Annotated in this window: 17 protein-coding genes and 1 pseudogene; 1 reads left to right on the top strand and 17 read right to left on the bottom strand. The window is 70.4% G+C overall.

The features are described from left to right. Positions 1-2: 2 nt before the first annotated feature. From A0130_13465 to A0130_13425, 9 genes are all read right to left on the bottom strand, one after another. Positions 3-1,547 carry a choline dehydrogenase gene (locus A0130_13465; protein ID ANF32542.1) on the bottom strand — a complete coding sequence of 515 codons (1,545 nt, stop codon included), beginning with the start codon at positions 1,545-1,547 and terminating at the stop codon, positions 3-5. Continuing rightward, the gene (locus A0130_13460) at positions 1,544-2,338 is read right to left on the bottom strand and encodes a hydroxypyruvate isomerase (protein ID ANF32541.1); all 795 of its coding nucleotides are present in this window, start codon (positions 2,336-2,338) and stop codon (positions 1,544-1,546) included. The genes A0130_13465 and A0130_13460 overlap by 4 nt, the downstream gene beginning before the upstream one ends. Positions 2,339-2,350: 12 nt before the next feature. Further along, complete coding sequence (locus A0130_13455) at positions 2,351-2,734, bottom strand: hypothetical protein (protein ID ANF32540.1); 384 nt, start codon at positions 2,732-2,734, stop codon at positions 2,351-2,353. Beyond that, positions 2,731-5,358, bottom strand: coding sequence for a hypothetical protein (locus tag A0130_13450; protein ANF32539.1), 2,628 nt, complete (start codon positions 5,356-5,358; stop codon positions 2,731-2,733). Before A0130_13450 ends, A0130_13455 begins: the two co-directional genes overlap by 4 nt. After that, positions 5,355-7,520, bottom strand: coding sequence for a glycosyl hydrolase (locus tag A0130_13445; GenBank protein ANF32538.1), 2,166 nt, complete (start codon positions 7,518-7,520; stop codon positions 5,355-5,357). Before A0130_13445 ends, A0130_13450 begins: the two co-directional genes overlap by 4 nt. Continuing rightward, positions 7,517-9,028: a xylan 1,4-beta-xylosidase gene (locus A0130_13440; GenBank protein ANF32537.1), complete on the bottom strand. Its 1,512-nt coding sequence runs from the start codon at positions 9,026-9,028 to the stop codon at positions 7,517-7,519. The genes A0130_13445 and A0130_13440 overlap by 4 nt, the downstream gene beginning before the upstream one ends. 2 nt (positions 9,029-9,030) lie before the next feature. Then, a complete protein-coding gene (locus A0130_13435) occupies positions 9,031-9,873 on the bottom strand; it encodes an ABC transporter permease (GenBank protein ID ANF32536.1) in 843 nt (280 codons plus the stop codon). A gap of 4 nt (positions 9,874-9,877) precedes the next feature. Beyond that, the gene (locus tag A0130_13430) at positions 9,878-10,798 is read right to left on the bottom strand and encodes a sugar ABC transporter permease (GenBank protein ID ANF32535.1); all 921 of its coding nucleotides are present in this window, start codon (positions 10,796-10,798) and stop codon (positions 9,878-9,880) included. A 95-nt stretch (positions 10,799-10,893) separates the two neighbouring features. After that, positions 10,894-12,183: a hypothetical protein gene (locus A0130_13425; GenBank protein ANF32534.1), complete on the bottom strand. Its 1,290-nt coding sequence runs from the start codon at positions 12,181-12,183 to the stop codon at positions 10,894-10,896. A gap of 193 nt (positions 12,184-12,376) precedes the next feature. Here A0130_13425 and A0130_13420 point away from each other — a divergent pair, with 193 nt between their 5' ends. After that, positions 12,377-13,312: a LysR family transcriptional regulator gene (locus A0130_13420; protein ID ANF32533.1), complete on the top strand. Its 936-nt coding sequence runs from the start codon at positions 12,377-12,379 to the stop codon at positions 13,310-13,312. Position 13,313: 1 nt separating this feature from the next. Here A0130_13420 and A0130_13415 read toward each other — a convergent pair whose 3' ends face one another. The 8 genes and pseudogenes from A0130_13415 to A0130_13380 all read right to left on the bottom strand — a co-directional run bounded on the left by A0130_13415 (position 13,314) and on the right by A0130_13380 (position 23,930). Beyond that, positions 13,314-13,811 (bottom strand): hypothetical protein, encoded by a 498-nt coding sequence (locus A0130_13415; protein ID ANF32532.1) that lies wholly within the window; start codon positions 13,809-13,811, stop codon positions 13,314-13,316. Further along, positions 13,733-14,230: a hypothetical protein gene (locus A0130_13410; GenBank protein ANF32531.1), complete on the bottom strand. Its 498-nt coding sequence runs from the start codon at positions 14,228-14,230 to the stop codon at positions 13,733-13,735. The genes A0130_13415 and A0130_13410 overlap by 79 nt, the downstream gene beginning before the upstream one ends. Before the next feature lie 10 nt (positions 14,231-14,240). Then, positions 14,241-15,722: a pyruvate formate-lyase gene (locus tag A0130_13405; protein ANF32530.1), complete on the bottom strand. Its 1,482-nt coding sequence runs from the start codon at positions 15,720-15,722 to the stop codon at positions 14,241-14,243. Between the two features lie 2 nt (positions 15,723-15,724). Continuing rightward, a pseudogene (locus A0130_13400) lies at positions 15,725-17,052 on the bottom strand (hypothetical protein). Between the two features lie 29 nt (positions 17,053-17,081). Further along, positions 17,082-18,686, bottom strand: coding sequence for a choline dehydrogenase (locus A0130_13395; protein ANF32529.1), 1,605 nt, complete (start codon positions 18,684-18,686; stop codon positions 17,082-17,084). A 25-nt stretch (positions 18,687-18,711) separates the two neighbouring features. Then, positions 18,712-20,205 carry an MFS transporter permease gene (locus tag A0130_13390; protein ANF32528.1) on the bottom strand — a complete coding sequence of 498 codons (1,494 nt, stop codon included), beginning with the start codon at positions 20,203-20,205 and terminating at the stop codon, positions 18,712-18,714. A 127-nt stretch (positions 20,206-20,332) separates the two neighbouring features. Beyond that, entirely contained in the window at positions 20,333-21,103 is a 771-nt protein-coding gene (locus tag A0130_13385; GenBank protein ANF32527.1) for a hypothetical protein, read from the bottom strand. A gap of 28 nt (positions 21,104-21,131) precedes the next feature. Next, entirely contained in the window at positions 21,132-23,930 is a 2,799-nt protein-coding gene (locus tag A0130_13380; GenBank protein ID ANF32526.1) for a hypothetical protein, read from the bottom strand. Between the last annotated feature and the right edge of the window lie 24 nt (positions 23,931-23,954).

The raw sequence follows: 23,954 nt of genomic DNA, 5'->3' as shown, positions 1-23,954 counted from the left end.
TACTAAAGGCAAGAAGCGATTCGGCGAGCGCCCCTGACCGCCAGCGCGACGGAGGTGAGCGTCGGGTTGCAGGCCGTCGGCGTCGGGATGACGCCGTTGCCGGCGACGAACACGCCGGGAGCGCCCCACACCTCGCTGTCCGGGCTGCAGACGCTGCGGCCGTCATCCGTCTCGCCCATCCGCGTGCTCCCCTGGTAGTGCAGGGATGCGCCGAGAGGCAGGGTGAAGGGACGATCGCCGAGCGGGTCCCCGACCGCCTCGGCGAGCGCGGTGATCTGCGCCCGCGCACGATCGAGGGCCTCGCGGTCGCGGTCGGTCAGCGTGTAGTGGATGCGCAGGGCCGGCATCCCGTACCAGTCGAGCTCGTCGTCGCGGAACTCCACGCGGTCGTCCCACTGCAGGTCCTTCGCGCAGAACAGCCCGAGGCCGACGATCGACCCCGGCACCACCGGGTCGTCCTCCGCCAACGGGATGGGGGACGCGTCCAGCTGCATGACCTGGCCGTGGAACGGCATGTCATCGGTGTAGGGCACCCAGGTGACGCCGCTGCGCTCGCTGATCGCGCCGTCCACGACCTCGTCGAGGCCGTGCTCGCCGGCCGTCTTGCCGCCGGCGCCGCCCGCGGCGCTCTCCGCGTCGCGGATGCGCGTGGCGTAGACGACCTGCGACTGATCGTTGAGCATCCGGCCCAGCGCGGGCGGGCGGATGCCGGAGGCGTACAGCACCTGCGGTGTCCGGAGCGCGTCGGCCGCGACGACCACGAACCGTGCGCGGACGACGTGGGTCTCTCCGCTGCGCCGGTCGCGCACCTCGACGCCGGACGCGTGGCCGTCCTCGAGGAGGACGCGCGTGACGAGCGACTCGTCGTAGAGGCCGAAGTGCGGATTGCTGCGCGTCACGTCGCCGAACACCACATCCGATCCGGACCAGACGAGCCGGCCGTCGTCGCGCCGATGCACGGCGAGCGGCATGCGCTGCACGCGCCGCTCCTCCGGTCGCCCGTCGTCGACCGCGGCCGCCAGCCGCTCGCGGACGAGCGCGGTGAAGGGGGCGCCGTCGAAGGCGTCGGTCGTGACGTTGAGCAGCCGGCCGGCCTCGTCGAGGAGTTCGTCGAGGTCGGGCAGGAAGGCGATGCGCTCGCTGTCTCCCGGGCGGGGGCAGGCGCCCGTCCAGTGCGCCCCCATCCCGCCGACGTTGCTGGAGAACGCGACGACGGGCATGCCGTCCTCGCCGGGCTCCTGGTAGCCCTCGTCGAGCAGGTACGTGCCCGGTCGCGCCCGGCGCTGCCCGGCGGTGACCGCCCCCGGGGAGCTGACCGTGTCCGCTCCGGCGCCGGGACCCTCGGAGCGCTCCTGCGCCTGGGCACGGACCGCGGCGTCCTCGATGTTCTTGACGTGCGCGCCGGGCGGATCCGACACCGTGGGGCCGACCTCGAACACGGCGATCGTCGCGTCCGGCGCCTCCTCGCTCAGGATGCGCGCGTAGGCCGCGCCCGTCGGTCCGCTCCCGACGATGACGACGTCCACGACGTCCGGGTACCGGCTCATGCCGCAGCCGCCAGGTCGCGGATGAGCGCGACCGAAGCCGCGGACTCCTGGGTCGGGTAGTACTCGAGACCGATGGGCCCGTCGTACCCGGACGCGCGCAGGATGCGCAGCCGTTCCGTCCAGTCGAGGTCGCCCGTGCCGGGCTCGCCTCGCCCGGGGGCGTCGGCGAGCTGCACGTAGGCGATCAGGTCGCCGGCGTTCTGGAGCTCGGCGGCCATGTCCTCTCCCTCGACGGCCGAGTGGTAGATGTCGTAGAGCACGCCGAAGAACGGCGAGTCGACGCCGCGTGCTACATAGACGGCCTCGGACGTGCGGTCGAGCAGCGAGCCGGGGTGGTCCACGCGGATGTTGACGGGCTCCAGCGCGAGCGTCACGCCGGAGCCGTCGATCTGTGCGACCGCCTTCTGGTAGATCTCGATCAGCTTGTCGAGCTGGACCTGCCGCTTCCAGCCGCCGAAGCCCGTCCCGCTGCCGACGACGATGCGCGGGCAGCCGAGGTCCTGCGCGATGGCGACGCCCTCGTCGAGCTTGCGGAAGAACTCCGAGTGGTCCCACGGCGGGATCATGAACTGGGTGCGGGGCTCGGAGAGCTGGGCGGTGAGCACCGTCCCCGTCTCCTGGAGCGCGGCCTTCAGCGCCGGGAGGTCTTTGGGCGTCGCGGGCGCGTCGACGCCCGTCGGCCCCCACATCTCCACGGCGGTGAAGCCCGCGGCGGCGGCGGCGCGCACCCGGTCCTGGTAGTCGCCCGCCTCGGTGAAGAGCAGTTCGATGTTGGGTGCGAGTTGATACATGGCTTCTCCTGTTCAGAACATCGGATGGTCGTGGGCGGCGTGCGCCGGGAGTTGCTGCAGCACGTCCCAGTGCTCGACGATCCGGCCGCCTTCGAATCGGTAGATGTCCGCGACCGCGGCATCGGGGGCGCCGGGTCGCGAAGCCTTCACGTGGACCATCGCCAGGTCACCGTCGACGAGGATCCGCTGGATCTCGAAGCGGGCGTCCGGGCTTCCGTCGAACTTCGGCGTCAGCATCGCCACGGCGGCCTCCGGCCCGTCGGCGATGGTCGGGTTGTGCTGCCGGTAGTCGTCCGCCACGAGGAAGGCGAACGCGTCCGAGACGCGCTTCTGCGTATAGAAGAGGTCGCAGAAGCGCTCGAACGCCTCCCGTACGGACGTATCGGCGCCGCTCATCCCCGCTCCCTCCTCGTGATCAGTGTCACCGGCCCGAGAAGTCCGCTCGGCTCCTGCTGCGCGAACGCGGAGAAGAAGTCCGGCTGCGCCTTCGCCAGCGTGTTGGTCACGTCGATCTGGAGGGTGTTGCGGTCGCGGACGACCCCGTCCGGGATGTCGAAGACGTAGGGAGGCGCGACCCGCGTGCCGAGGTCGACGCCGTTGAGCCGCACCGAGGCCAGCTCGAACACCTGACCCAGGTCGAGAGTGTGGCCGCCCTCGGTCTGCTCCGTTTCGAACTCGGCCGTGTAGCGCGCGGTGCCGCTGAAGCGCGGCAGGAGGTCGGGTTCGTTGAGCGGACGGAGATCGTCGAGCGTGCCCCAGTCGGAGTACCGGGACTCCCCCGCGGTCGCCGTGGCGACCTTCCACTCCGGCGACAGCTCGAGCTCCGCGACGGCCTGGGTGGCCGGTCGCACCGGGAGGCCCTCCCACAGCGCGGGGTCGCCGACCACGAGCACGATCGCCTCGCCGGGCGCGAGGTCGACGTCGATCCGGGTCGTCCCTCCTGCCGCATGTGCCGGAACCGCCGTGAGGGTGGCGGTCACGGCGTCGTAGGCGACCACTCCGCCGCCGCGCGGCAGCGTCGCGGGCCCGCGCACCGCATCCCGGACCGACTCGTTCACGAGCATGAGCACGTCGCCGTCGCCGAGGTCGCGGCGGAGCACGCGCAGATCCGGGGCGGGCCTGTCCATTCGGACAGCCCGGTCGGTCATGCCCGCGACGGAGTCCACGAGACGCTTCTGCGAGACGTGGCGGAAGCGGACGCGGAGCGCGGCAGCATCCACCGACCCGTTCATGACCTCCACCTCCGGGACCGAGCCGACGAAGACGACCGGCACGCCCTCGTCGTCGAGACGGAGCAGCTCGGCCGCGACGGCGGCCGGCAGGTAGGCGCTGCCCGGGACGATGAGCGCGTCGTACGTCTCGCCGCCCAGGCCGAGTCGCGAGCCCTCCGCCACAGCCTCGGGCAGCGCGTCCGCCGGAACGATGTCGGCATCCAGTTGCGCCTCCATCAGCAGCCGCAGCGGCCGCTCCGACGGCATCGCGTCGCCCAGCCACTCCGCGTCCGCGTGGTAGAGCACCGCGAAGGGGGCGACGTGGATGCCCGCCTGCAGCAGGTGGCTCAGCCGGTTCGTGTAGTCGCTCAGCACCCGCTGGTGCGGGTACTGCGGGTTCGCGCCGCGCGCGTAGAAGTGCGGCGGACAGTCCGGGTCGGGGAACGGCGCGGGCGAGAACGCGTGCGGCACGACGTGCGTGACCCCGCGCACCAGCAGGTGGTTGGTGAGCCAGGTGAACAGCCGCAGCCCGGCGTACCAGCCGTACGCGCCGATGGTCTCGCACATCGCCCGCCCGTGGGTGCGCGGATCGAGATGCGCGGCCGACGACGCCAGTTTCGCGAGGCCGAAGTGGAAGAACTCCCCGTCCGCCGCCCCGGTCATGTTGCCGAAGGGCCCGCGCGAGAAGCCCGGCACCACCTGGCCGCCGATGATGTCGATCCCCGGCATGTCCTGGCCGGCCATCGCCCGGAAGTAGTGGCCGGCGCCGGGTCCGAGCCGCGCGTGCGCGCCGTTGTCCTCGATGACATGGCCGATGTGCTCCACCTTGTGAGCGCGGCACCAGTCGCCGAGGCGCTGCCCGAAGTTCTCGGAGTACAGCCGCGACACGGTGTCCATGTACGCGTAGCGGACCGGCCGCTCGCGACCCCCGGCCGGAGCCCAGAGCAGCGGCAGCAGCAGCGCGGCGTCGCGGCCGAGCCGCTCCTCCAGGCGTGCGGCGACCTCGTCGTTCCACGACAGCGGCACGGGCTTGCCGAGCGCCGAGCCGAAGTCGAAGGTGTCGGGGTCGTTGTAGAGGCCCGGCTCGTCGCTGAAGAACCCGCCGATCGTCGTGCCGAACTCGTCTTCGTAGCGCTCGTGGATCCGCTCGTAGACGCCGTCCACGAGGAGCTGGACCGAGTCCCGGTTCAGGTAGTCGATGTGGTTCGCGTGCGGTTCGCTGCCGCCGGCCGCGCCGACGGACAGGAAGAAGACGCGCCACCAGCCGTCCGGGACGTCCCAGTGCAGCGTCCCGTCGACGATGCGGTCGGTGAGGTCGATCGGGTCGCCGACGAGCTGGTCGGAGTCCTCGGCACGGCGGAAGGCCACCACCCGGATCAGCTCTCCGGTGCCTTGGGAGGCCTCCGGGCCCCAGAACTTCCGGCGCTCGACGATGAAGGATGCGCCGCGCGCCGGCCCGACCGCGTCCGTGTGCCGCTCGGTCAGGAAGCGCCGTCGTAGGGCGGCCGGGGCGGTCTCCACAGCGCCGCCCGCGTGGCCGGTCGGGAACGTGTCGTCGTCGAAGAACCACACCGTCATGCCGCGGCGGCGCGCGATCTCGAGCACCGCGTCCACGTCGCGCCACCAGCCCTCGCCGAGGAAGTCGGGATGCGGCCGCGCCTCCAGGATCACGGCGCCGATCCCGGCGTCGCCGATCCGCTCCATCTCCTCGCGGACGGCCTCGACCGGGCCGCCCTTCTGCCAGAAGAGCGGCATGATCGCGTTGGGGACGCTGCCGGTGACGGCGTCGCGGAGCTGCGGGAGAGTCATGCTGCCTCCGTCAGGCGCAGCGCGAGCCGCTGCTCGGACGTGCCGTCGCCGATGGTGACGGTGAACTCGCCGGGCTCGAGCACCCGCCGGGCGCCGTCGGCCCAGAAGGTGAGGTCGTCGGCGTCCAGCCGGAACGCGACCGTAGTGCTCTCGCCTGGCGCGAGGGTCACGCGGGAGAAGGCGCGCAGGCGGCGCACCGGCTGGGTCACCGTGGCGACTTCGTCGGTGACGAACAGCATGATCACGTCGTCGCCCGCGCGGTCGCCCGTGTTGGCGACCGTCACCTCCGCACGGAGGCCCGCCTTCAGACCGTCGGCGGTGACGGTGTCGGCCGACAACACGACGCCGTCGAGGGCGAACGAGGTGTAGCTGAGGCCGTGCCCGAAATCGAAGCGCGGTCCCAGCGGGAGGTCGAGGAACTTCGACGTGTAGTAGTCGTCGGTGTTGTTCGGGCCGGTGAACTCCTGGATCGTCTCCGGCAGCAGCGCGCCGCCGGTGCGCGCCGGACGCCCCGTGCGCTCGTGGTCGTAGTGGATGGGGACTTGGCCCACCGCCCGCGGGAAGGTCATCGGCACGCGGCCGCCCGGGTTCACGCGGCCCGACAGCGCGCGTGCGATGGCCGCCGGCGCCTCGGAGCCGAGGTGCCAGACGCACAGCACCGCATCCACCCGGTCGATCCAGTCCTCTACCACGAGCGGTCGCCCGGTGACCAGCACGACCACGACGCGTGCGCCGACGTCGCAGAGGGCGTGGATGAGGCGCCGCTGGGCCTCCGGGAGGCTGATGTCGGCGCGCGAGCTGGCCTCGCCGGAGATGCGGCTGGGCTCGCCGACGGCCACGACGACGAGGTCGGCGTCAGCCGCACGTGAAACGGCTTCGCCGAGGGAGGCGTCGGTGGCGTCGAAGAATCCGCAGCCGTCGACAACGTCCCAGTCCACCGCGGGAAGCTCGGTCGCGACAGCGTCCACGAGCGACTCGCGGACCGGCGACGCGAAGTGCTGGACCCAGGTGCCGAGGTGGTCGAGGCTCCGGGCGTACGGCCCCGCGAGCAGGATGCGCCCGTGGTCGGGAAGCGGCAGCGCGCCGCCGTTCGTCAGGAGGACGGTGCAGCGTTCGGCCGCCTGGCGCGCGAGATCCCGGTAGCGTTCCGTGGTCTCGTGTGCGGCCGCCGATTCGTCGACGAACGGGTGCTCGAACAACCCGAGCCGCTGCTTGAGACGGAGGACGCGGCGCACCGCATCGTCCACGCGATCCTCCGAGAGCTCCTCGGGCGTCACGAAGGCGACCCCGTCGGCGTCGACCAGGATGCTGCCTCCCATCACGATGTCGACCCCCGCTTCGAGCGCGGCGACCACGGCGGCCCTCTCGTCCGCGGCGACCCCGTGCTGCACGAGCTGCGCAACGCCGTCGGCGTCGCCGACGACCACGCCGTCGAACCCCCACTCGTCTTTCAGCACACCGGTCAGCAGCGCGCGGTTGGCGTGCATCGGGGTTCCGTTGAGCGAAGTGAATGCGGCCATGACGGTCGCCGCGCCCGCTTCGACCCCGGCGCGGAACGGCTCGAGGTACGTCTCGCGCAGGCGGCGATCGGAGACGTCCGCGCTGTTGTAGTCGCGGCCCGCTTCCCCCGCGCCGTACGCGACGAAGTGCTTGAGGCAGGAGGCGATGGCATCGCCCGCGGCGAGAGTCCTGCCCTGATAGCCGGCGACCTTCGCGGCGGCGAAGACCGAGGCGAGGTACACATCCTCGCCGTATCCCTCGACGACCCGTCCCCAGCGCGGATCGCGTGACACATCGACCATCGGCGAGAAGGTCCAGGTGACGCCCGCCGAGCGCGCCTCGGAGGCGGAGACCCGCGCATCCAGCTCCGCCACCGCCGGGTCGAAGCTCGCCGCCTGGGCGAGGGGCGTCGGGAAGATCGTGAACTGCCCGTGGATGACGTCGAGGCCCACGAGCACCGGGATGCCGAGCTCGGACTCCTCCACCGCGATCCGCTGCGCGGCGTTGGTCTCCTCCGCGCTCGGCGGCCAGAACGTCGAGCCGATACCGCGCCGCAGCAGCGCCTCGCGCTCCGCGGCGTCCGGCCGCCACACGATCTGCAGCTGGAGGAGCTTCTGCTCCCAGGTCATCCGCGCGATGAGCGCGTCGAGGTCGACGGTCATGACGCCACCTCGCCGAGCGCGCGGTAGCGGAAGCCCCGGAAGACGACCTCGCCGTCGCCTGAGGCGAAGAGGGCCGGGCGCAGGCTCTTCAGGTCGTTGATCGTCGCCGAGTGGGCGCCGGAGGTGTCGTAGCGGATGCCGTGCCGCGTCCACTCGCCACCCGGCCGACGGTGCCAGCCGGTCACGAGGTGGTGGTCGTTCCGCAGGCGCAGCTCGATCGTCGCGCCGGGCTCCGCGGGCTCGCGCCAGTGTGTCCGGATGCCGCCGGCGTAGCTCTGCATGGCCTCGCCGTCCCAGCCCATCCCGTAGAACAGCCGGTCGTCGAAGTACAGCAGGAGGCCGCCGGTGGAACCGTCGCGCACCTCCAGCTCGACCTCGACCTCGTACGCGCGATCCATCGACCAGGTCGTCAGCGGGGAGGAATCGGCGGGTCCGCGGCCTTTGCCACGCAGGACGAGACCGCCCTCGAGCCGTGCGCGGCCGAGCTCGTCGCGGGCCGGGTTGTCGAACACCCAGCGCTCGCCCCATGCGAATGCCGTGAAGTCGTCCGAGGGCGCCGGAACTGCAACCGGCGACGCGCCGTCGACCGGCTTCCGGATCGGGGCGCCGAGGTCGCGGGAGGGCGCCGTCGGCCAGTCGTCCTCCGTCCACTCGACCGGCTCGAGAAGAGCCTGGCGCCCGAGCGTCCGGTATCCGTTCTCGTAGCCGTGGGACACCATCCACCAGGAGTCGTCCCCGGCGTCGACGAGCGTCGCGTGGCCCCGGGACCACCATGCCTCGTCCGCTGACCAGGTGCGGGCGACGGGGTTGTGCGGCGCGTTCTCCCACGGGCCGTGCACGGACTGGGAGCGCGCGACGATCACCATGTGGCCGGTCGCCGGGCCGCCGGTGCCGCCGACCGCGCTCACGAGGTAGAACCAGTCGCCGCGCCGGAAGAGCTTCGGCCCCTCGAGCGCGTAGGCCTCGGTGATCCACTCGTCGGGGTAGCGCCAGCCGTCGTAGACCTTCTCCAGCGAGGTGACCGCTGTCAGCCCGTCCGCGCTCAGCCGGCAGCGCCGGACGCCGTTGACGAACAGGTAGCGCTCGCCGTCCTCACCCTGGATGTGCCCCGGGTCGATGGCACCCGAGATCCCGGTGAAAACGGGTTCGCTCCACGGCCCTTCGGGGCTGTCGGCGTGGACCACCCACACCTCCGGCGCCGCGATCTCCTCCGACCAGGCGCTCGGGATGTACGGGAAGTAGATGAAGTACCGCCCGTCGTGCTCCACCAGATCCGGAGCGAAGACCGTGCTGTGCGGCTCGGCGAGCGCGCAGGTCACGAAGGTCCAGTTGACGAGGTCCGGCGAGCGCCAGACCGTCAGCCCCGGTGACGCGTCGAACGACGAGTAGGTCAGGTAGAAGGCATCGCCGACGCGCAGCACCGACGGGTCCGGCCGGTCCCCGGGCAGGACGGGGTTGAGGAACGTCCCGTCCCCTCGATCGGGTCCGCGACGGCTGTCGGTCGCCACGGTCAGCCCTTGAGCCCGCCCGCGTAGCCCTGGATGAACCGCTTCTGCGCGAAGGCGTAGAAGGCCAGGATCGGGATCATCGACACGATGACGACGGCGAAGATCAGGTTCCACTGGGAGACCAGCGACCCGACGTAGCTGTACATCACGACGGGCAGCGTCTGCCAGGCGGTGCCGTTCAGGAAGATCAGCGACGTGAAGAAGTCGTTCCAGACGATGAGCCCGGCGAGGATGGCGACCGTTCCGGTCGCCGGCGACATCAGCGGGAAGACGACCTTCTGGAACACCTGGTAACGGTTGGCGCCGTCGATGATCGCCGCCTCCTCGTACTCCGGGGTGAGGTTGCGGAAGAAGTTGGCGTACAGGAACACCGACAGCGGCATCAGCATCCCGGTGTAGATGAGGATCATTCCCCAGGGGTTGCCGACGAGGCCGACGTTCCGTGCTCCGATGTAGAGCGGGAGGGTGCCGAGCTGCGTGGGGAGGATGATCGCCGTGAGGAACAGGTAGTACGAGCGGCGGCTCCATTTGCTGGTGGAGCGGGCGATACCGTAGGCGGCGACCGAGCCGAGCGCGACCAGGAGCACGATGCTCCCCGCCGTGATGATCACGCTGGAGAACAGGCCGGCCCAGATGTTGCCCGAGGACGACGACGCCGGCGACAAGAGCTGGACGAAGTTGTCGATAGTCGGGCTCGTCGGCGGTGCGATGGCGGCGGAGTCGAGGATGGCCGGGAGGGTCTTCAGCGACCCGACCAGCAGGATCCAGAACGGCAAGAGCATGATCACCGCGGCGATCAGCGTGATGATCTCGATAGTGAGCGTCTTCTTGGTGTAGCGGAACATCGGCTCACGCCTCCTTGAGCGAGCGGTCGCGCGTCGCGTACTGCTGCGCGATGGAGAAGAGCAGGATCAGCAAGCTGAGGATGAGGGCGAGAGCCGCGCCGAATCCGAACTGCTGGTAGGTGAACGCCTGCTCATAGACCTCGAGTGCCAGCGTCTGCGTCGCACCGGCCGGGCCTCCGCCGGTGAGGGCGACGACCTGGTCGAAGACCCGCAGGCCCTGGATGAGCGTCAGCGTGGTGGCGATAGCGACCGACGGCTGGATCTGGGGCAGGACGACGAAGCGGAACCGCTTGAAGGGGCCGGCCCCGTCGAGCGCCGCGGCCTCCTCCATCTCGATCGGCACGGTCGCGAGGCCGGCCAGGTAGATGACCATGACGAAACCGATGTTCTGCCACACCATGACGACCAGCACGCACCAGATCGCGAGCGTCGGGTCGGCCAGCCAGTTCTGCTTGGGCAGGCCGACCGCGGTCAGCGCCTGGTTGAGGGGGCCGTTGTAGTCGAAGATGAACTTCCAGATGTACGAGACGGCGATCGGGCTGACCACCACGGGCATGAAGATCAGCGTCCGCAGGACATAGCGCGACTTCAGCGAGCGGTTGAGGGCGAGGGCGAACAGCAGACCGAAGACGTTCGTGAAGATGAGGAAGCCGAACGCGAGGAACAGCGTGTGCCAGAGGGAGCCGATGAGCTCCGGCGTCTGGAAGATCTTGACGAAGTTCTGGAGCCCGACGAAGTCGAACGGCCCGAGGCCGGACCAGTTGGTGAAGGCGAAGAAGCCGCCGGTCACGGTGGTGACGTAGATGACGATCAGGGTCAGCACGAGGGCCGGAAGGGCCCACCACCAGCTGCCGAGCCGTACACGATAGGCCTTCGTGTGGGGAGCGCGGTGGGGCGCGCGCACCTGGGTCTGGGTCTTCGTCATGGTCCGTACCCCTGACTGCGTCGTCATCGACTCGTTCCTTTCCTACCGGATCGGGCGGCCGGCTCCCGCGGAGCCGGCCGCCTCAGGTCACCGGTTCAACCCCAGTCGCTGTCCATCTGCTGGAGCACCTGCTTGACGGTCATCTGACCGGTCAGGATTCCCTGGACGCCGTTGCCGAGGTCGGTGTAGATCTTGGCGTTCGGCCATTCGGTGGGGGCGTACCCACGGATGTCGTCCTTTGCCAGCTGGTCCTTGATCGGCGCGTACTGCGGCAGCAGCGCCGACGTCCTGCTGGCGTTCGCCGGAATGGTGCCGACCAGCTTGGAGTACTCCTCCTGGCCCTGGTCCGAGATGATGTATTTCAGGAACTTCTCCGCGAGCTTCGGGCTCTTGGTCTTCGAGCTGGCCGTGACCCCCTGGTCCTCGCTGAGCGACAGGTAGGTCTTGGAGCCCGCCGGGGCGCCGACCGGGAGCGTCACGAGCTTCACGTGGCCTCCCGCCGCCTGCATGATCGACGCGGCCGCAGCGCTCGGAGCAAAGAAGCCGAGCACCTTGCCGGAGGAGGCGCCGTTGGTGAGGGCGTCGAAGCCGGCGCTCGTCGCACCATCCTGGAAGCATCCCGCGTCGTACATCTTCTTGATCGACTCGAGCGCGGTCACCCACCCCTTCGTCCCGGCGAAGGTCACCTTGTTCTCGGAGCGCTTCTTGTTCCAGTCCTTGTCCGGTCCGTACACCGTCGATGTGGCGATCGCGATCGCGAGGATGCCGTTGTTCTGGAACGTCGAGCCCGCGAGGCCGTAGATCGTCTTGCCCGCCGCCCGCGCCTTGCCGCACTGGGCGATGATGTCGTCGAGGCTCGTGGTCGCGTCGATGTTCACGCCGATCGACTTGGCGAGCTCGTCGTTGTAGATGGTGCCGTTGAGCTGGGTCCCCAGCGGAACGCCGTAGGTCTTGCCGTTGTAGGTCCAGAGGGGCTTCGCGGCCTCCGGGATCTTGGAGGTGAGGCCGGGGTCGTTGAGCTCGAGCACGAGTCCCGACTTCGCGAACGGGATCACGGACTGGGCCTGGCCCGTGCCGCCCTCTGCGTAGAACGTGTCGGGGGCGTTCCCGCCCTGGACGCGGGTGGCGATCGTCGTGCCGTAGCTCTGGGTGGGGAGGTTCTCGGTGTTGACGGTGACGCCCTTGTTCTCGGCCTCGAACGCCTTGGCGAGGCCGGTGTACGCCGCCTTGTCCTGGTCGTTGGTGGCGCCGAAGGCGAAGGTGATGGTCTGGGGCTCCTTGCCGGAGGTGCCGCTCGAGGAGCAGCCGGCGAGGACGAGTCCGGCGCTGACCGGAATGGCGAGCCAGGCGAGCCGAGCGGTCCGGCTCCTGCGTGTGATCTTCATCGGGTTTGACCTCTTCCAAGACTTCGTTGTCGGCGAGGGCGGCGACTGCGCCGACCTCCGGGTGCCATTTGAGTGTCGCAGCGCTAAAGCAGATAAACAACGCGCCTTCTGCTTATCCCAGACATAAGCTAGGTCGATACCCGACTCGTTATAGTGAGATCGCCTGGCCCTCGTCGGAAAGGATCACACCGTCGTGACCGACTATCCGCTGATGTCGCGGCTCGATCTGAACCTGCTGATCGCCCTCGACGCGCTGCTCACCGAGCGCAGCGTCACGCGCGCCGCCGAACGGCTCCGGCTGAGCCAACCGGCCCTCAGCGCGTCGCTCTCGCGGCTCCGCATCCACTTCAACGACCCGATTCTCGCCCGCCGGGGCAACACGTACGAGCTGACGCCGCTCGCCCTGCGGCTGGCGGACCACACGACCATCGCGCTGGAGGCCGCGCGCCGCGTGTTCGAGAGCCAGGCGGCGTGGGACCCGTCGGAGTCGGTGCGCCAGTTCTCCATCTTCGGGTCCGACTACGGCTTCACCACCATCGGGCGCGTGGTCTCCGAGCTGGCCGCGCAGCAGGCGCCGGGTGTCCACTTCCGCTTCATGCTCCACAACCCGACCGTGGTCGAGGATGCGGCGAACCGGCTCCGGTCGGTCGACGGCATGGTCATCCCCCACGGCTTCCTGACCGAGCTGCCGTTCGTCGACCTGTGGCAGGACGAATGGGCCGCGATCGTCGCCGAGACGAACGACACGGTGGGCGACACACTGTCGCGCGAGGAGCTGTCCACGCTGCCCTGGGTGATGAACTACCAGTCCCGCTCGGCCTTCACGTCGGCCGAACGCCAGGTTCAGCAGCTCGGCATCGAGCCGAACGTGGAGGTCGTGGTCGAGAGCTTCCTCGCCATCCCCCACTTCATCGCCGGCACCGGGCGCGTCGGTATCATCCATCGGGCGCTGGTGCCGCTGGCCCAGCAGGCGGGCGCGGTGCGCGTCGTCGGCCTCCCGTTCGAGCCGACGCCGATCATGAACGCTCTGTGGTGGCATCCCGTGCACACCCACGACCCCGAGCACACGTGGATGCGCGGCCTCTTCGAGGAGGCGGGCCGCATCGTCGCCGCCGGCGTCCGCGCCTGAGTCAGGCGCGGCCGCGGACCCAGTCCGCGATCGCCTCGATCGTCCGGAGGGCGGCCGGATCCGACGGCTCGTCGATGTGCCCGTGGTCGGCGTCCGGCTCCAGATGGAGGGTGGCGTCGCGCCCCGCCCGCACCAGTCGTTGTGCGAACGTCTCGCCGGAGGGCCGCAGCCCGTCCTTCTCGCTCACCACGACGAGGGTCGGCGGGAAGCCGCCGACGGAGCCCAGGCCCGGGAAGGCGTACGGGTTCTGCAGGGCGCGGGCCGACCCGGCGTAGTTCACCGAGAGCCGGGCGAACGGGGAGTCCGGGTCGGGAGCCGCGCCCGGATGCGCACCGTCCGGGTCGAGCGCCGGGTAGACCAGGATCAGGCCGGCCGGCAGCGGCTTCCCCGCGTCGCGGAGTCGCGCGACAACGCCCGCGGTCAGGTTGCCGCCCGCGCTCGCGCCGCCGAGGAGCAGCTCGTCGGGTCCGACCCCGAGAAGTTCGGCGCTGTTCGCCACCGCGAACTGCCAGGCGGCGAGGACGTCGTCGGACGGCACGGGATAATGGACGTCCCGAGGCATTTCGTGTAGTCGACGGCCAGCGACGGGATGCCCCGTGCAGCCAGCTCCAGCGCCACCCAGTTCGACTCCGGCATGTCGAGATGACCGCCGATGAATCCGCCACCGTGCGCCCAGACCAGCGCCGCTCCGCTGGGCGCGACCGTGTCGTCGCGGTACAGCCGAGCGGGCTGCGGTCCGCTCGGCGCCTCCACGACCAGGTCGCGAGTGCGCACATGCGCGAGCCGCGGGAAGCGCCGTCGCAGCGACGCCGTGTCGATTCCCGGCCGCGGGTCCGCCGGCTCGCCGTGCTCGCGCAGCCAGGCGAGCGTGTCCGGCAGCGGCATGGTCCGCAGGTCGCTGAGCTGCACATCGGTCATCGGCGCCCCGCTACCGTCCTGCGGGCTGCAGCGCCCGCATGCTCGCCCGGATGAGGTCGTGCTGCTTCCGCACCAGCAGCAGCGGGTCGACCTCGCCGAGCTCCGCGAAGGCGTGGCCCTCCCACTCGCTCGACCAGTAGCCGCGGTAGCCGCCCTCGACGAAGATGCGGACGAGCTCCGGGTAGTCGATCGCCGGCTCCTGGCCGCGCTCGTCGATGTCGTAGAACTTGGCGTGCACATGAAGGATCTGCGGCATGATGTCCGCCCACTCGTGCGGGTCGACGTGTCCGTGCATGTTGAACGCGAGACGGGCGAAGGCGCCGAGCCGGCCGGGGTCGAAGTCGCGGCCGCGCAGGTACTGGATGAACTCCTCCTGACGCGCGCGCATGGGCGCGTCCGTCGCCCAGATGTCCTGCAGGCGCTGCACACCCTCGTCGTCGAGCCCGGCGCGGCTCACCGCGCGCAGCAGCGTGGGCGACATGCTGTGCATCGTCGAGGAGAAGTCGGCGACGAAGCCGAGCAGCGGGGAGTCGAGCTCGGCGTAGACGTCGCGCACCTTCATGATCTCGGGCGAGTTCGGGCCCATCGGAGCGTGGATCTCGTAGGCCAGCTTCAGCTCGAGCTCCTCCGCGACGGGCAGGAGCCGCCGCAGCAGCTCGGGCTTCGCCGATTGGATGCGCACCAGCGGGAAGCCCAGCGTCTTCGCATCCCGGAACAGCAGCTCGCTGACCTCGAACTCCTCGTCGGGGGTCATGTCGCGGTCGCGGCGCTTGCCCATGTCGAGGTTCGCGCCGAACGAGCTGGCGTCGAAGCCGTGCCGGTCGAAGGCGGCCCGCCATTTCGAGACGAACTCGTCGGAGAGCGCCGGGTAGGCCGGGAGCATCTGGGACGCGACGATCTCGATGCCCGGCCCGATGCCGAGCTCGGCGACCCGGTCGAGCAGGCCGTCGAAGTCGTACCACCCGGCCCGAAACTCCGCACTCGCCGAGTAGAGGGTGAGGCCGAGCCGGAACGGGTCCTCGTCGGTCGCCGCAGGTGCCGGCGGCACCTCCGTCGCGAGGGCGGGCGGCGTCGCGTCGCGGTCACCGGCGCTGAGGGTGAGCCGCTGGTGCACGACGTTCGGCACGTACACGCCCGGACCGCCGTCGGCTCCCGGGGCGATCTGCATGTACGGCAGCCGGAGCTCGCCATGCAGCTCGACCTCGTGCGTCTCGCCCAGCGCGACGGCCGGGTCCCGGCGGACGATCAGCAACGGATGCGACTGCAGGTACCAGAGCACGTCGCTCTGCTGCGGAAGGTCCGGGATCGCGTAGCGCACGCCGTCCAGCTCGAACGCGAGGTCCTCCTCCGGCACCTCCGCGCCGTCGAGGGTCAGCCGCAGCGTCGTGACCGACGACAGCCACAGGCTGCGGTACCACGGGATGGTGAGCGAGAGCGCGAGGCCGTCCGGGTGGACGCGCAGGCTCGCGTCGTCGATGAGCCCGTTGGGCATGATCAGCTCCTTCCGGCGCGTTCGGCCGCGATGGTGCGGATGAGGGCGTGCTGGCGGCGAAGCTGGTCGGGCGCGCGGTAGGGCTCGTGGTGCCCCTCGTACTCGCTCGACAGCCACCCGGTGTACCCGGAGTCGACGACGACGTCGATGATCTCCCGCCAGGGGATGTAGTGGTCGACGAGCTCGTCGTCCACCTCGTAGAACTTGGCCTGGAAGTAGACCGTGTGCTCCATCACGTCCGCGAGGTCCGACACGGGCACGAACGGCACCACCGGGGGCCGGGCGGTCCCGTCGCCCATCCGGAACGACGCGCTGCCGCCTCGCCGCGGGTACGACGACAGCTCGAAGACGCCGGTGTCGATGAGCAGCCCGAAGTGATCCGAGCCGGTGCGCTCCTTGAACGCCACGTACTCCTCCACGACCGGGGACTTGATGACGGTCGGCCAGTGGATCTCGGGGCAGATCACGATGTCGAGGTCTGCGGCGAGCTGCAGGTTGCGCTCGACGGCCTCCTGCCAGATCGGGTCGACCCGCAGGTCCTCCGAGATGACGCCGATCTTCGGCCGGACGAACGAGAAGCCGAGCCGGGAGGCGAGGCGCAGGTCGAGCTCCAGCTGCGCGGCGCCTTCGGCCGCCGTCATGTCACGGCCCGGGAACCGCCGGGTGTCGATCCACGAGCCGTACAGCGTGGGCGTGAGGCCCAGCCGCTCGGTCCGCGCGTGCCACGCGTCGATCCACGCGGTCGACGGGTTCGGGTAGTCCTGGATATGGCCCTCGCCGAGGATCTCGATGCCGGAGGCGCCGAGGTCGGCGACATCCTCGATGCACTCCTCGACCGTCATGGTGACGCCGATGTCGTCGGTGTACGAGTACAGCGAGACGCCGAGGCCGAAGGGCAGGTCGTCGGTGGTCCCTGCGTGTTCCGTAGTCACAGTACGATCACCGCCTTCCGCGACGCGGTCCAGATCGACGGCTGCAGCTCCTCCGGGATGTACGACATCCGCAGCCGCAGCTCGAGCGTGACGTCGTGGATGCCGCGGGAGAGCCCGCCCTCGCGGGGCACCGTGAGCGTGGCCGCGTGCCCCAGGGGCCAGCGCGCGTCGGTCGACTCCTGCAGCTCGCCGAACGAGAACTCGCCGGCCGGCAGCGTCCAGCGGATGGTCTCGCCGTCGAAGCGCTCACCGTCGACGGTCACCGTCGGCTTTTCGATGAGATCCGCCCACAGGCCCCGGTAGTACGGGCTGCGCACCCGGAGCTGGAAGCCCGTGCGCGCGCCCTCCGGTCCGACGTTGCGGAAACCCGCCGTCTGTATCAACTGTTCTTCGAGCATTTCGATCCTCCTCAGATCTCGGGGTGTGCTCAGTGTGCGATCTCGGCCGTCTCGGCGGCGGCGGTCAGCCGGCGGGCGGCTTCGCGGGCTCCGCGGACGGCGATCGCGACGCTCATCAGCGTGGGGTTCATGGCGGTGGCGGTCGGGATCAGCGCGTTGCCGCCGACAACCAGGTTCTCGTAGCCCCACACCCGCGAGTACGGGTCGGCGACGGAGGTGCCGTCGTCGTCCTCGCCGAGGCGCATGGTGCCCTGGAAGTGGAGGCTGGATCCGTTCGGCAGCAGCCGCGGCTCGGCGACGAACGTCCCCAACGCGTTGCCGGCGCGGCGCAGGCGCTCGGTCGCCTCGGCGATCTCCGCCTGCTCGGCGCCGGTGAGCGCGTACGTGATCGTCATGTTCGGGAAGCCCCGGTAATCGGGCTCGCTGTCGTCGAAGGTGACCGCGTCCTCGAAGCGAGGGTGCTTGCGCATCCCGTAGCCCATGTTCACGTAGCCCCACCGGTTGCCGGCCGCCGGGTGCTGCGGGTCGAGGGGGAACGGCGGAGTCTCGACGTACATCACCTGCAGCGAGAACGGGTGAGCGGGCTCCGAGAAGGGGATGCGGTTCACCGCGGCCACCGGATCGGCCGGATTGACGGCACGGCGGGCGTGCTCCTGCGCGAGGTCCTCCTCGGTCGCGAACCGGCCCATCCGCTCGCCGTCGAGGGCGACGGTGGAGATCACGACCGGATGCTCGGTCAGGTAGTGCCCGAGCGCCCGCGGGCGGATACCCGACGCCCAGAGCAGCTGCGGCGAGCGGAAGGCGTCGGCGCCGACGACGACGAGGTCCGCATCCAGCTCGTAGACCTCGTGCGTGCGCAGGTCCTCGACGGTGACGCCGGTCGCGCGGCCGTCGGCGTGCTCGACGCGTCGCACCAGCGAGAGGTCGCGCAGCTCGAACCGCTCGGCGAGAGGACTCGCGGGGTCGAGCAGCGGTCCGAGGACCGTGTCGGCACCCGCCCAGCGCATCGTGCCGTCGGGCTGGGGGTCGCCCGCGACCGGCAGCGTGCTCGGCCCGTAGCCCTCGGGCAGCTCGCCCGCGAACTCCTCCGCCAGCAGCGACCGGATCGCCTCGCCGATCGCCGAGTCGGCGAACGCCGCGGTCTGCACGTGCAGCAGCCGGCCGGCCTCGGCGAGGAGGTCGTCCCACTCCTCGTCGGGGATGAACGGGATGCGCTCGCTGAACGCCGGGCTGGGCGTCGCGCCCGTCCAGTGCGCGCCCATCCCGCCGACGTTGGTGGAGGCGGCGGCCGCCGGGAAGCTCTCCGCGTGGGCCGACCCCGGGCCGCCGAAGTCGAGGAGGTGCGTCCCGCCGCGGGCGGTGAACATCCCCTCCACCACGACAGAGGACGGGATGCCGAGCGACTCGCGGAACGCGCCCGCCTGCGGGCCCTGCGACCGCTCGCGCGCCCGCTCCTTCTCGTCCGGGTCGGGGATGTTGCGCACGTTCTCGCCGGCGATGGCGGTGAGCTGCGGTCCCGCCTCGAGCATCACGACGCGGGCGCCGGGCAGCGCCTCGAGCAGCAGTCGGGCGTAGGCGGATCCGATCGGGCCGCTCCCGACGACGGCGACGGTCGTGTCCGGTGTGGTGCTCATGCTGGTCTCCTGTGCGGTGCGGTGTTCAGGTGGTGAGGGATGCCGGTTCGGCGTCCGGCGCCGTGACGCGGTCGTCGGACAGCCGGCTGTTCGGGAGCAGGATGGACGCCGCCACCCCGACGAGATAGGTCGCGGCGAGCGCGACGAAGAGCGGCACGAAGACGCCGTGGTACGCCTGCGCGATCTGCTCCTGCGCCGCAGCATCCTGTGCGTGCACCACGGCCGGCGTGAGGGTGGCGGCGTCCAGTCCGGCCGGGAGCAGCGCGATGACGCTCGTGCCGATGATCCCTCCGATGAGGGCGGTGGCGACCGTGGCGCCCACCTGGCGGACGAGATTCGTGGTTGCCGTGATCGTCCCCGTCTCGCTGCGCGGGACGGCGCTCTGGACAACGGCGACGATGAGGCTCATGAACGCTCCCGTGCCGAGGCCGACGACGGCCATCGCCACGGTGGGCGCCCACAACGGGGACCCGGCCGGGAGCAGCGCCATCGCGGCGAGGCCTGCCGCCCCGAGGGCGGTGCCGATGAGCGGATAGACGCGGTAGTGGCCGGTGCGGCTGACGAGCCAGCCCGTCGCGAGGTTGCTGACGAGCATCCCGAACACCGTCGCGATCGGCACCAGGCCCGACACCGTCGCCGTCGTCCGGTACGCCATCTGGAAGTAGGTGGGTAGATACGCCGTGATCGAGAACAACCCGACGCCGACGATGGCCGAGATGACGGTGCCGGTCGCCACCGTCCGGTTGCGGAAGTGGTGGAGCGGAACCAGCGGCTCGGCGACCCGGGTCTCGATGACGAAGAAGGCGGTCAGCGCGACGGCGGCGATCGCGAACTCGATCACGGTCACGGCCGCCTGGGAGCCGTCGCCGACCGCGGTCACCGCGAGCACGAGCGCGACGAGCCCGATCGTGAGCGCGATCGTCCCCGCCAGGTCGAACCGCCCCGCGCGGCCGGGCTCGATGTGCGGCACGGCGACGAGCGCGAGCACGAGGGCGACCAGCCCGACCGGGGCGTTGATCCAGAACACCCAGGGCCAGCCCCAGTAGTCGGTGATGACACCGCCGAGCACCGGGCCGACGAGGATGGCCACCGGGAAGGCGGCCCCGATGATCGCGAGGTACTTGGGCCGCTGCCTCGGCGTCGTGGTCTCGGCGATGATCGTCTGCGACATCAGCTGCAGGCCGGCCGAGCTCATCCCCTGCACCACGCGGGCGACGATCAGCCAGGTGATGCCGTTCGCGAAACCGCAAGCGACCGACGAGACGATGAAGACGACGACGGACGCGAGGAACACGGCGCGGGGCCCGATCCGGTCGCCGAGCTTGCCGAGCACCGGAAGGAGGACCGTGCTCGCCAGCGTGTAGCCGACGACGATCCAGCTCATGTGCTCGAGCGCGCCGAGCTGCCCGGCGACCGTGGCGATCGCCGTGCTGACCACGGTGTTGTCGAGCGCCCCGAGGAACGAGACGACGAGGAGGGAGATGACGAGGAGACGGAACCTCACTGGCGAGAGCGGCATACGCGAGACCCGAACGATCGGGGGATCGACGCGACGGTTTGTGCCCTCGCCGCGACATCGCGGTGAGGAACGGGCCGAAGCCCCGACGTCATTGCCATTCTAAGACACACTTTGGTTGTTTTTCAACCTAAGCATCCACGAGCGAGCGGATGTACGACACCGCGGAGCCGAAGTCGGTGGAGGGCGCGAACTCGAGCTGAACCGATCCCGAGTAGCCGGTGGCGACGAGGGCGTCGAGCCACCCGCTCCAGTCGACTGCACCGGTACCCGGCTCCTGACGACCAGGGGCGTCCGCCAGGTGTACGTATGCCATGAGATCGGCCCCCGCTTGCAGCTCGGCAGCATAGTCCTCGCCCTCGGCAAAGGAATGGTAGGCGTCGTACAGCCAGCGGAGCGACGGATCGTCGACCGCCCGGATCAGCGCCCGACAGTCGGCATTGCGATCGAGAAGCAGCCCCGGATGATCGATGCGGGTGTTCACGGATTCCAGGAGCAACGTGATCCCCGAACCGCGGATGCGCTCGACCGCCTGGGCGTACACGTCTGCGAGGCGGTCGAGCTGGACGCGCCGCGACTGGCCGGGGAAGCCGAGTCCGGAGTCGACGATCACGAACGGTGCACCGAGGAAGCGGGCGTTCTCGACGGTCCGTTCCAGGCCGCCGAAGAACGCGTCCCGGTCGGCGTCCGGCCACGCCACGTCGGTCCGGGGCTCGGCGAGCACGGACATCAGGCGGGCGCCGGTCGCGTTCAGCGCCGATCGGATGCCGGGAAGATCCTTGTCGAAGGTCGACCAGATATCGACCTCATGGAAGCCGGCCGTCGTCGCGGCCTCGATACGCGAGGGGAAGCCGTCGACATCCGGGAAGTTCAGTTCAAGGTTGGCGGTGAGGGTCAGCATGTCCGTCTCTCTCTCTCTCTCTCTCGTGTCACCGGGCGGTCGGGACGAAAAGCCGCAGCTCCTCGTCGACCGCGGCCTGGACATGGCGGGGAAGGATGAAGAGCTCGACGCCGAGAGCGACACCCTCGTCCCAGCGGGTGCGGGAGCGGAGAGCCTCCGCCGCGTCGGGCGCATGCTTGTCGAGGGCCGACAGCACCGCCCGGTACGCCGCCGGATCGTCGACGATGTCGGCCAGGTCGCTCTCCATCGTGAGCCGCTCGACCGACGGGCGCGGCGCGCGTTCGTCGACGACAGACCACTCGTGGCGTCCGGCCCAGACTTCGAACGGCTCCCGGCCGTCCGGCAGCTGGACGATGGCCGACGTGTTGGGCGGCACCACCGCGCGCACCCGTAGCCCCGACCCGTCTCGCTCCCACTCCACAGAAGCCCTGCCGTAGGGGGTGATGTGCACCGCGGATGCCCGCGTGAAGCTCGGCAGGGGCACCGGAGCGATACGGATGGTGCGGTAGCCCGGTTCCGCGGCGCTCAGACCGGCCAGCGAGGCATACAGCCAGTCGGCCACCGCACCGAATGCGTAGTGATTGAAGGACGTGGCTGCCGGGCTCGGCGAGCCATCGGGCAGGAGGGCGTCCCACGCCTCCCAGGTCGTGGTGGCTCCGGCAGTGATCGGGTACAGCCATGACGGGCATTCCGTCTGGGTCAGCAGGCGGTCCGCCGCCTCGAGCTGCCCGGTTCGCGTGAGCGCCCCGGCGATGACCGGGGTTCCGAGGAACCCGGTCCCGATCCGGTAGGCGTTACGGCGGACCAGGCGCGCCAGATGGACGCCCATCGACCGCTCGACCTCCGGGTTCTCGGCCAGGCCGAAGGCGATCGCCAGCGCGTAGGCCGCCTGCGCGTCGGAGCTCAGGCGCCCGTTCGCCGTCACGTACTCGCGGGTGAAGGCGTGCTTGATCTCCCCGGCGAGCCGGCCGTAGTACTCCGCGTCCTCCGCCTCCCCGAGGAGAGCCGACGTCTGAGCCACGATGCCGGCCGACCGGTAGAAGTACGCCGTCGCGACGAGCTCCTTGTCCGCCTTCGCGGCGGTCGGATCGTCTTTCGGGGCCGTGGGATCGAGCCAGTCGCCGAACTGGAATCCGCCCTTCCACAGGCGGCCGTCCCCGGCCCGCTCGGCCACCTGGTCGACCCACGCCTTCATGCTCGGGTACTGGCGTTCGAGCACCGTCCGGTCCCCGAAGCGCTGGTACAGCGTCCAGGGGACCCCTACCGACGAGTCGCCCCACCCCGCCGTCGGCGCGGTGAAGAGACCCATGACGTTGGGGACGATGAACGGCACGATCCCTGCCAGGGCGGACTGCTCGTGAGCGACGTCGCGCAGCCAGTTCGCGAGGAATCCGTCGACGTCGAACAGGGTCGCTGCGGTCGGCGCGAACACCTCGATGTCGCCGGTCCAGCCGAGGCGCTCGTCCCGTTGCGGACAGTCGGTGGGAAGCGAGACGAAGTTGCCCCGGGTGCTGCGGACGATGGCCTCGTGGAGGCGGTTCACCAGCGGGTCCGACGTCTCCAGCCAGCCGGTGCGCTCCAGGTCGCTGGAGATCACGACGGCGGTGATCGCGTCGACGGGGAGGCCATCGGGCCAGCCGTCGACGCTCGCGAAACGGAAGCCGCGGAAGGTGAACCGGGGTTCCCAGACGACGGGCTCGCCGGCCGAAACGAACGAGTCCGTGGCGGCTGCGCCCCGCATCGAGCTCGTGTCCAACTCGCCGCCGCTCGTGATCTCCGCGTGACGGAACACGAGCTTCGTACCGCTCGGCAGCTGCGCCCGGACGCGGAGCCGCCCGACGATGTTCACACCGAAATCGAGGATCGTCGCGCCGGACGGCGACACCGTCGCAGAGACGGGAGAGACCTCCTCGATCTGGCGGACCGGCGGCGCGATCCGCGGCTCCGGCACCGGCGCAGGGCGCGTCGCCACAGGCGACCACTCGCCGTCGTCGAAGCCCGCGCTCGACCATCCCCTCTGCTCACGGCGGGCGTCGTCGTGCTGCCCGGCGTAGAGTCCCGCCTCGATCACGGAACCCTCCCCGGATCCCGTCCAGCGGCCGTCGGTGTCGATCACCACGATGTCACCGTCCCGGTACTCGATCACCAGGTGCAGCGCCGCGCCCGGCTGGTCGCCGTAGAACGGGATCGCGTCGTCGCCGAACCCGTACGGCTGGGCGAACCAACCCGCGGCGAGCTCGATGCCCACGGCGTTGCGGCCCTGCTTCAGCAGACGCGTCACGTCCTGGGTCTCGTGGATGAGCCGCCACTGGTAGGAGGTCCATCCGGGCTTCAGCGTGTCCGCATCCACGGGGACGCCGTTGAGTTCGACCTGGTAGACCCCCTGAGCCGTCGAGTACAGCGTGGCGGACGCGACCTCCTTCTCGACGCTGAACTCGGTGCGCAGAAGCGCCGGCTGACCCTGACGAACCGGCTCGGCGAGGGCGATCATCGACGCCGTCCACTCCCCCGGCGCGAGGAAGCCGGCCCGGACGACGCAGCCGTCGCTCCACGTGGAGACCGAGCCGTCGGTGCCGCCGACACGGACCCGCAGGACGCGTTGCTCACGGGGGCGCAGCGCCGGAAACGGCCACCGAACGCGCACCGACTCATCGCTCTCGATCCGCACGACCTTGCCGTCGCTCTCGAGCTCCGCCCACGCCTGGCGCCATCCGGGTGCGTCGGTCTCTGTCGCCCAGGTGAGCGGCGGCTCGGGCGTCGCCGCGAACACGGTATCTGCGCGATACCCGACACGTGTGATCGAGACGGCGGGCTGATGCGCGGCCATGGTTCTCCTTCGAAGCCAACCAAC

The sequence above is a fragment of the Leifsonia xyli genome, assembly GCA_001647635.1.
In the GTDB taxonomy this organism is placed as follows: Bacteria; Actinomycetota; Actinomycetes; order Actinomycetales; family Microbacteriaceae; genus Leifsonia; species Leifsonia xyli_A.
Note: the sequence above shows the minus strand (reverse complement) of the source record. Positions and strands in the feature narration are given on the sequence as shown.

Bases quoted from the DNA above. Each gene is read 5' to 3' on its own strand.
- A0130_13465 (ANF32542.1), bottom strand. From the start codon at position 1,547: ATGAGCCGGTACCCGGACGTCGTGGACGTCGTCATCGTCGGGAGCGGA.
- A0130_13460 (ANF32541.1), bottom strand. From the start codon at position 2,338: ATGTATCAACTCGCACCCAACATCGAACTGCTCTTCACCGAGGCGGGC.
- A0130_13455 (ANF32540.1), bottom strand. From the start codon at position 2,734: ATGAGCGGCGCCGATACGTCCGTACGGGAGGCGTTCGAGCGCTTCTGC.
- A0130_13450 (ANF32539.1), bottom strand. From the start codon at position 5,358: ATGACTCTCCCGCAGCTCCGCGACGCCGTCACCGGCAGCGTCCCCAAC.
- A0130_13445 (ANF32538.1), bottom strand. From the start codon at position 7,520: ATGACCGTCGACCTCGACGCGCTCATCGCGCGGATGACCTGGGAGCAG.
- A0130_13435 (ANF32536.1), bottom strand. From the start codon at position 9,873: ATGTTCCGCTACACCAAGAAGACGCTCACTATCGAGATCATCACGCTG.
- A0130_13430 (ANF32535.1), bottom strand. From the start codon at position 10,798: ATGACGAAGACCCAGACCCAGGTGCGCGCGCCCCACCGCGCTCCCCAC.
- A0130_13425 (ANF32534.1), bottom strand. From the start codon at position 12,183: ATGAAGATCACACGCAGGAGCCGGACCGCTCGGCTCGCCTGGCTCGCC.
- A0130_13410 (ANF32531.1), bottom strand. From the start codon at position 14,230: ATGACCGATGTGCAGCTCAGCGACCTGCGGACCATGCCGCTGCCGGAC.
- A0130_13405 (ANF32530.1), bottom strand. From the start codon at position 15,722: ATGCCCAACGGGCTCATCGACGACGCGAGCCTGCGCGTCCACCCGGAC.
- A0130_13395 (ANF32529.1), bottom strand. From the start codon at position 18,686: ATGAGCACCACACCGGACACGACCGTCGCCGTCGTCGGGAGCGGCCCG.
- A0130_13390 (ANF32528.1), bottom strand. From the start codon at position 20,205: ATGCCGCTCTCGCCAGTGAGGTTCCGTCTCCTCGTCATCTCCCTCCTC.
- A0130_13385 (ANF32527.1), bottom strand. From the start codon at position 21,103: ATGCTGACCCTCACCGCCAACCTTGAACTGAACTTCCCGGATGTCGAC.
- A0130_13380 (ANF32526.1), bottom strand. From the start codon at position 23,930: ATGGCCGCGCATCAGCCCGCCGTCTCGATCACACGTGTCGGGTATCGC.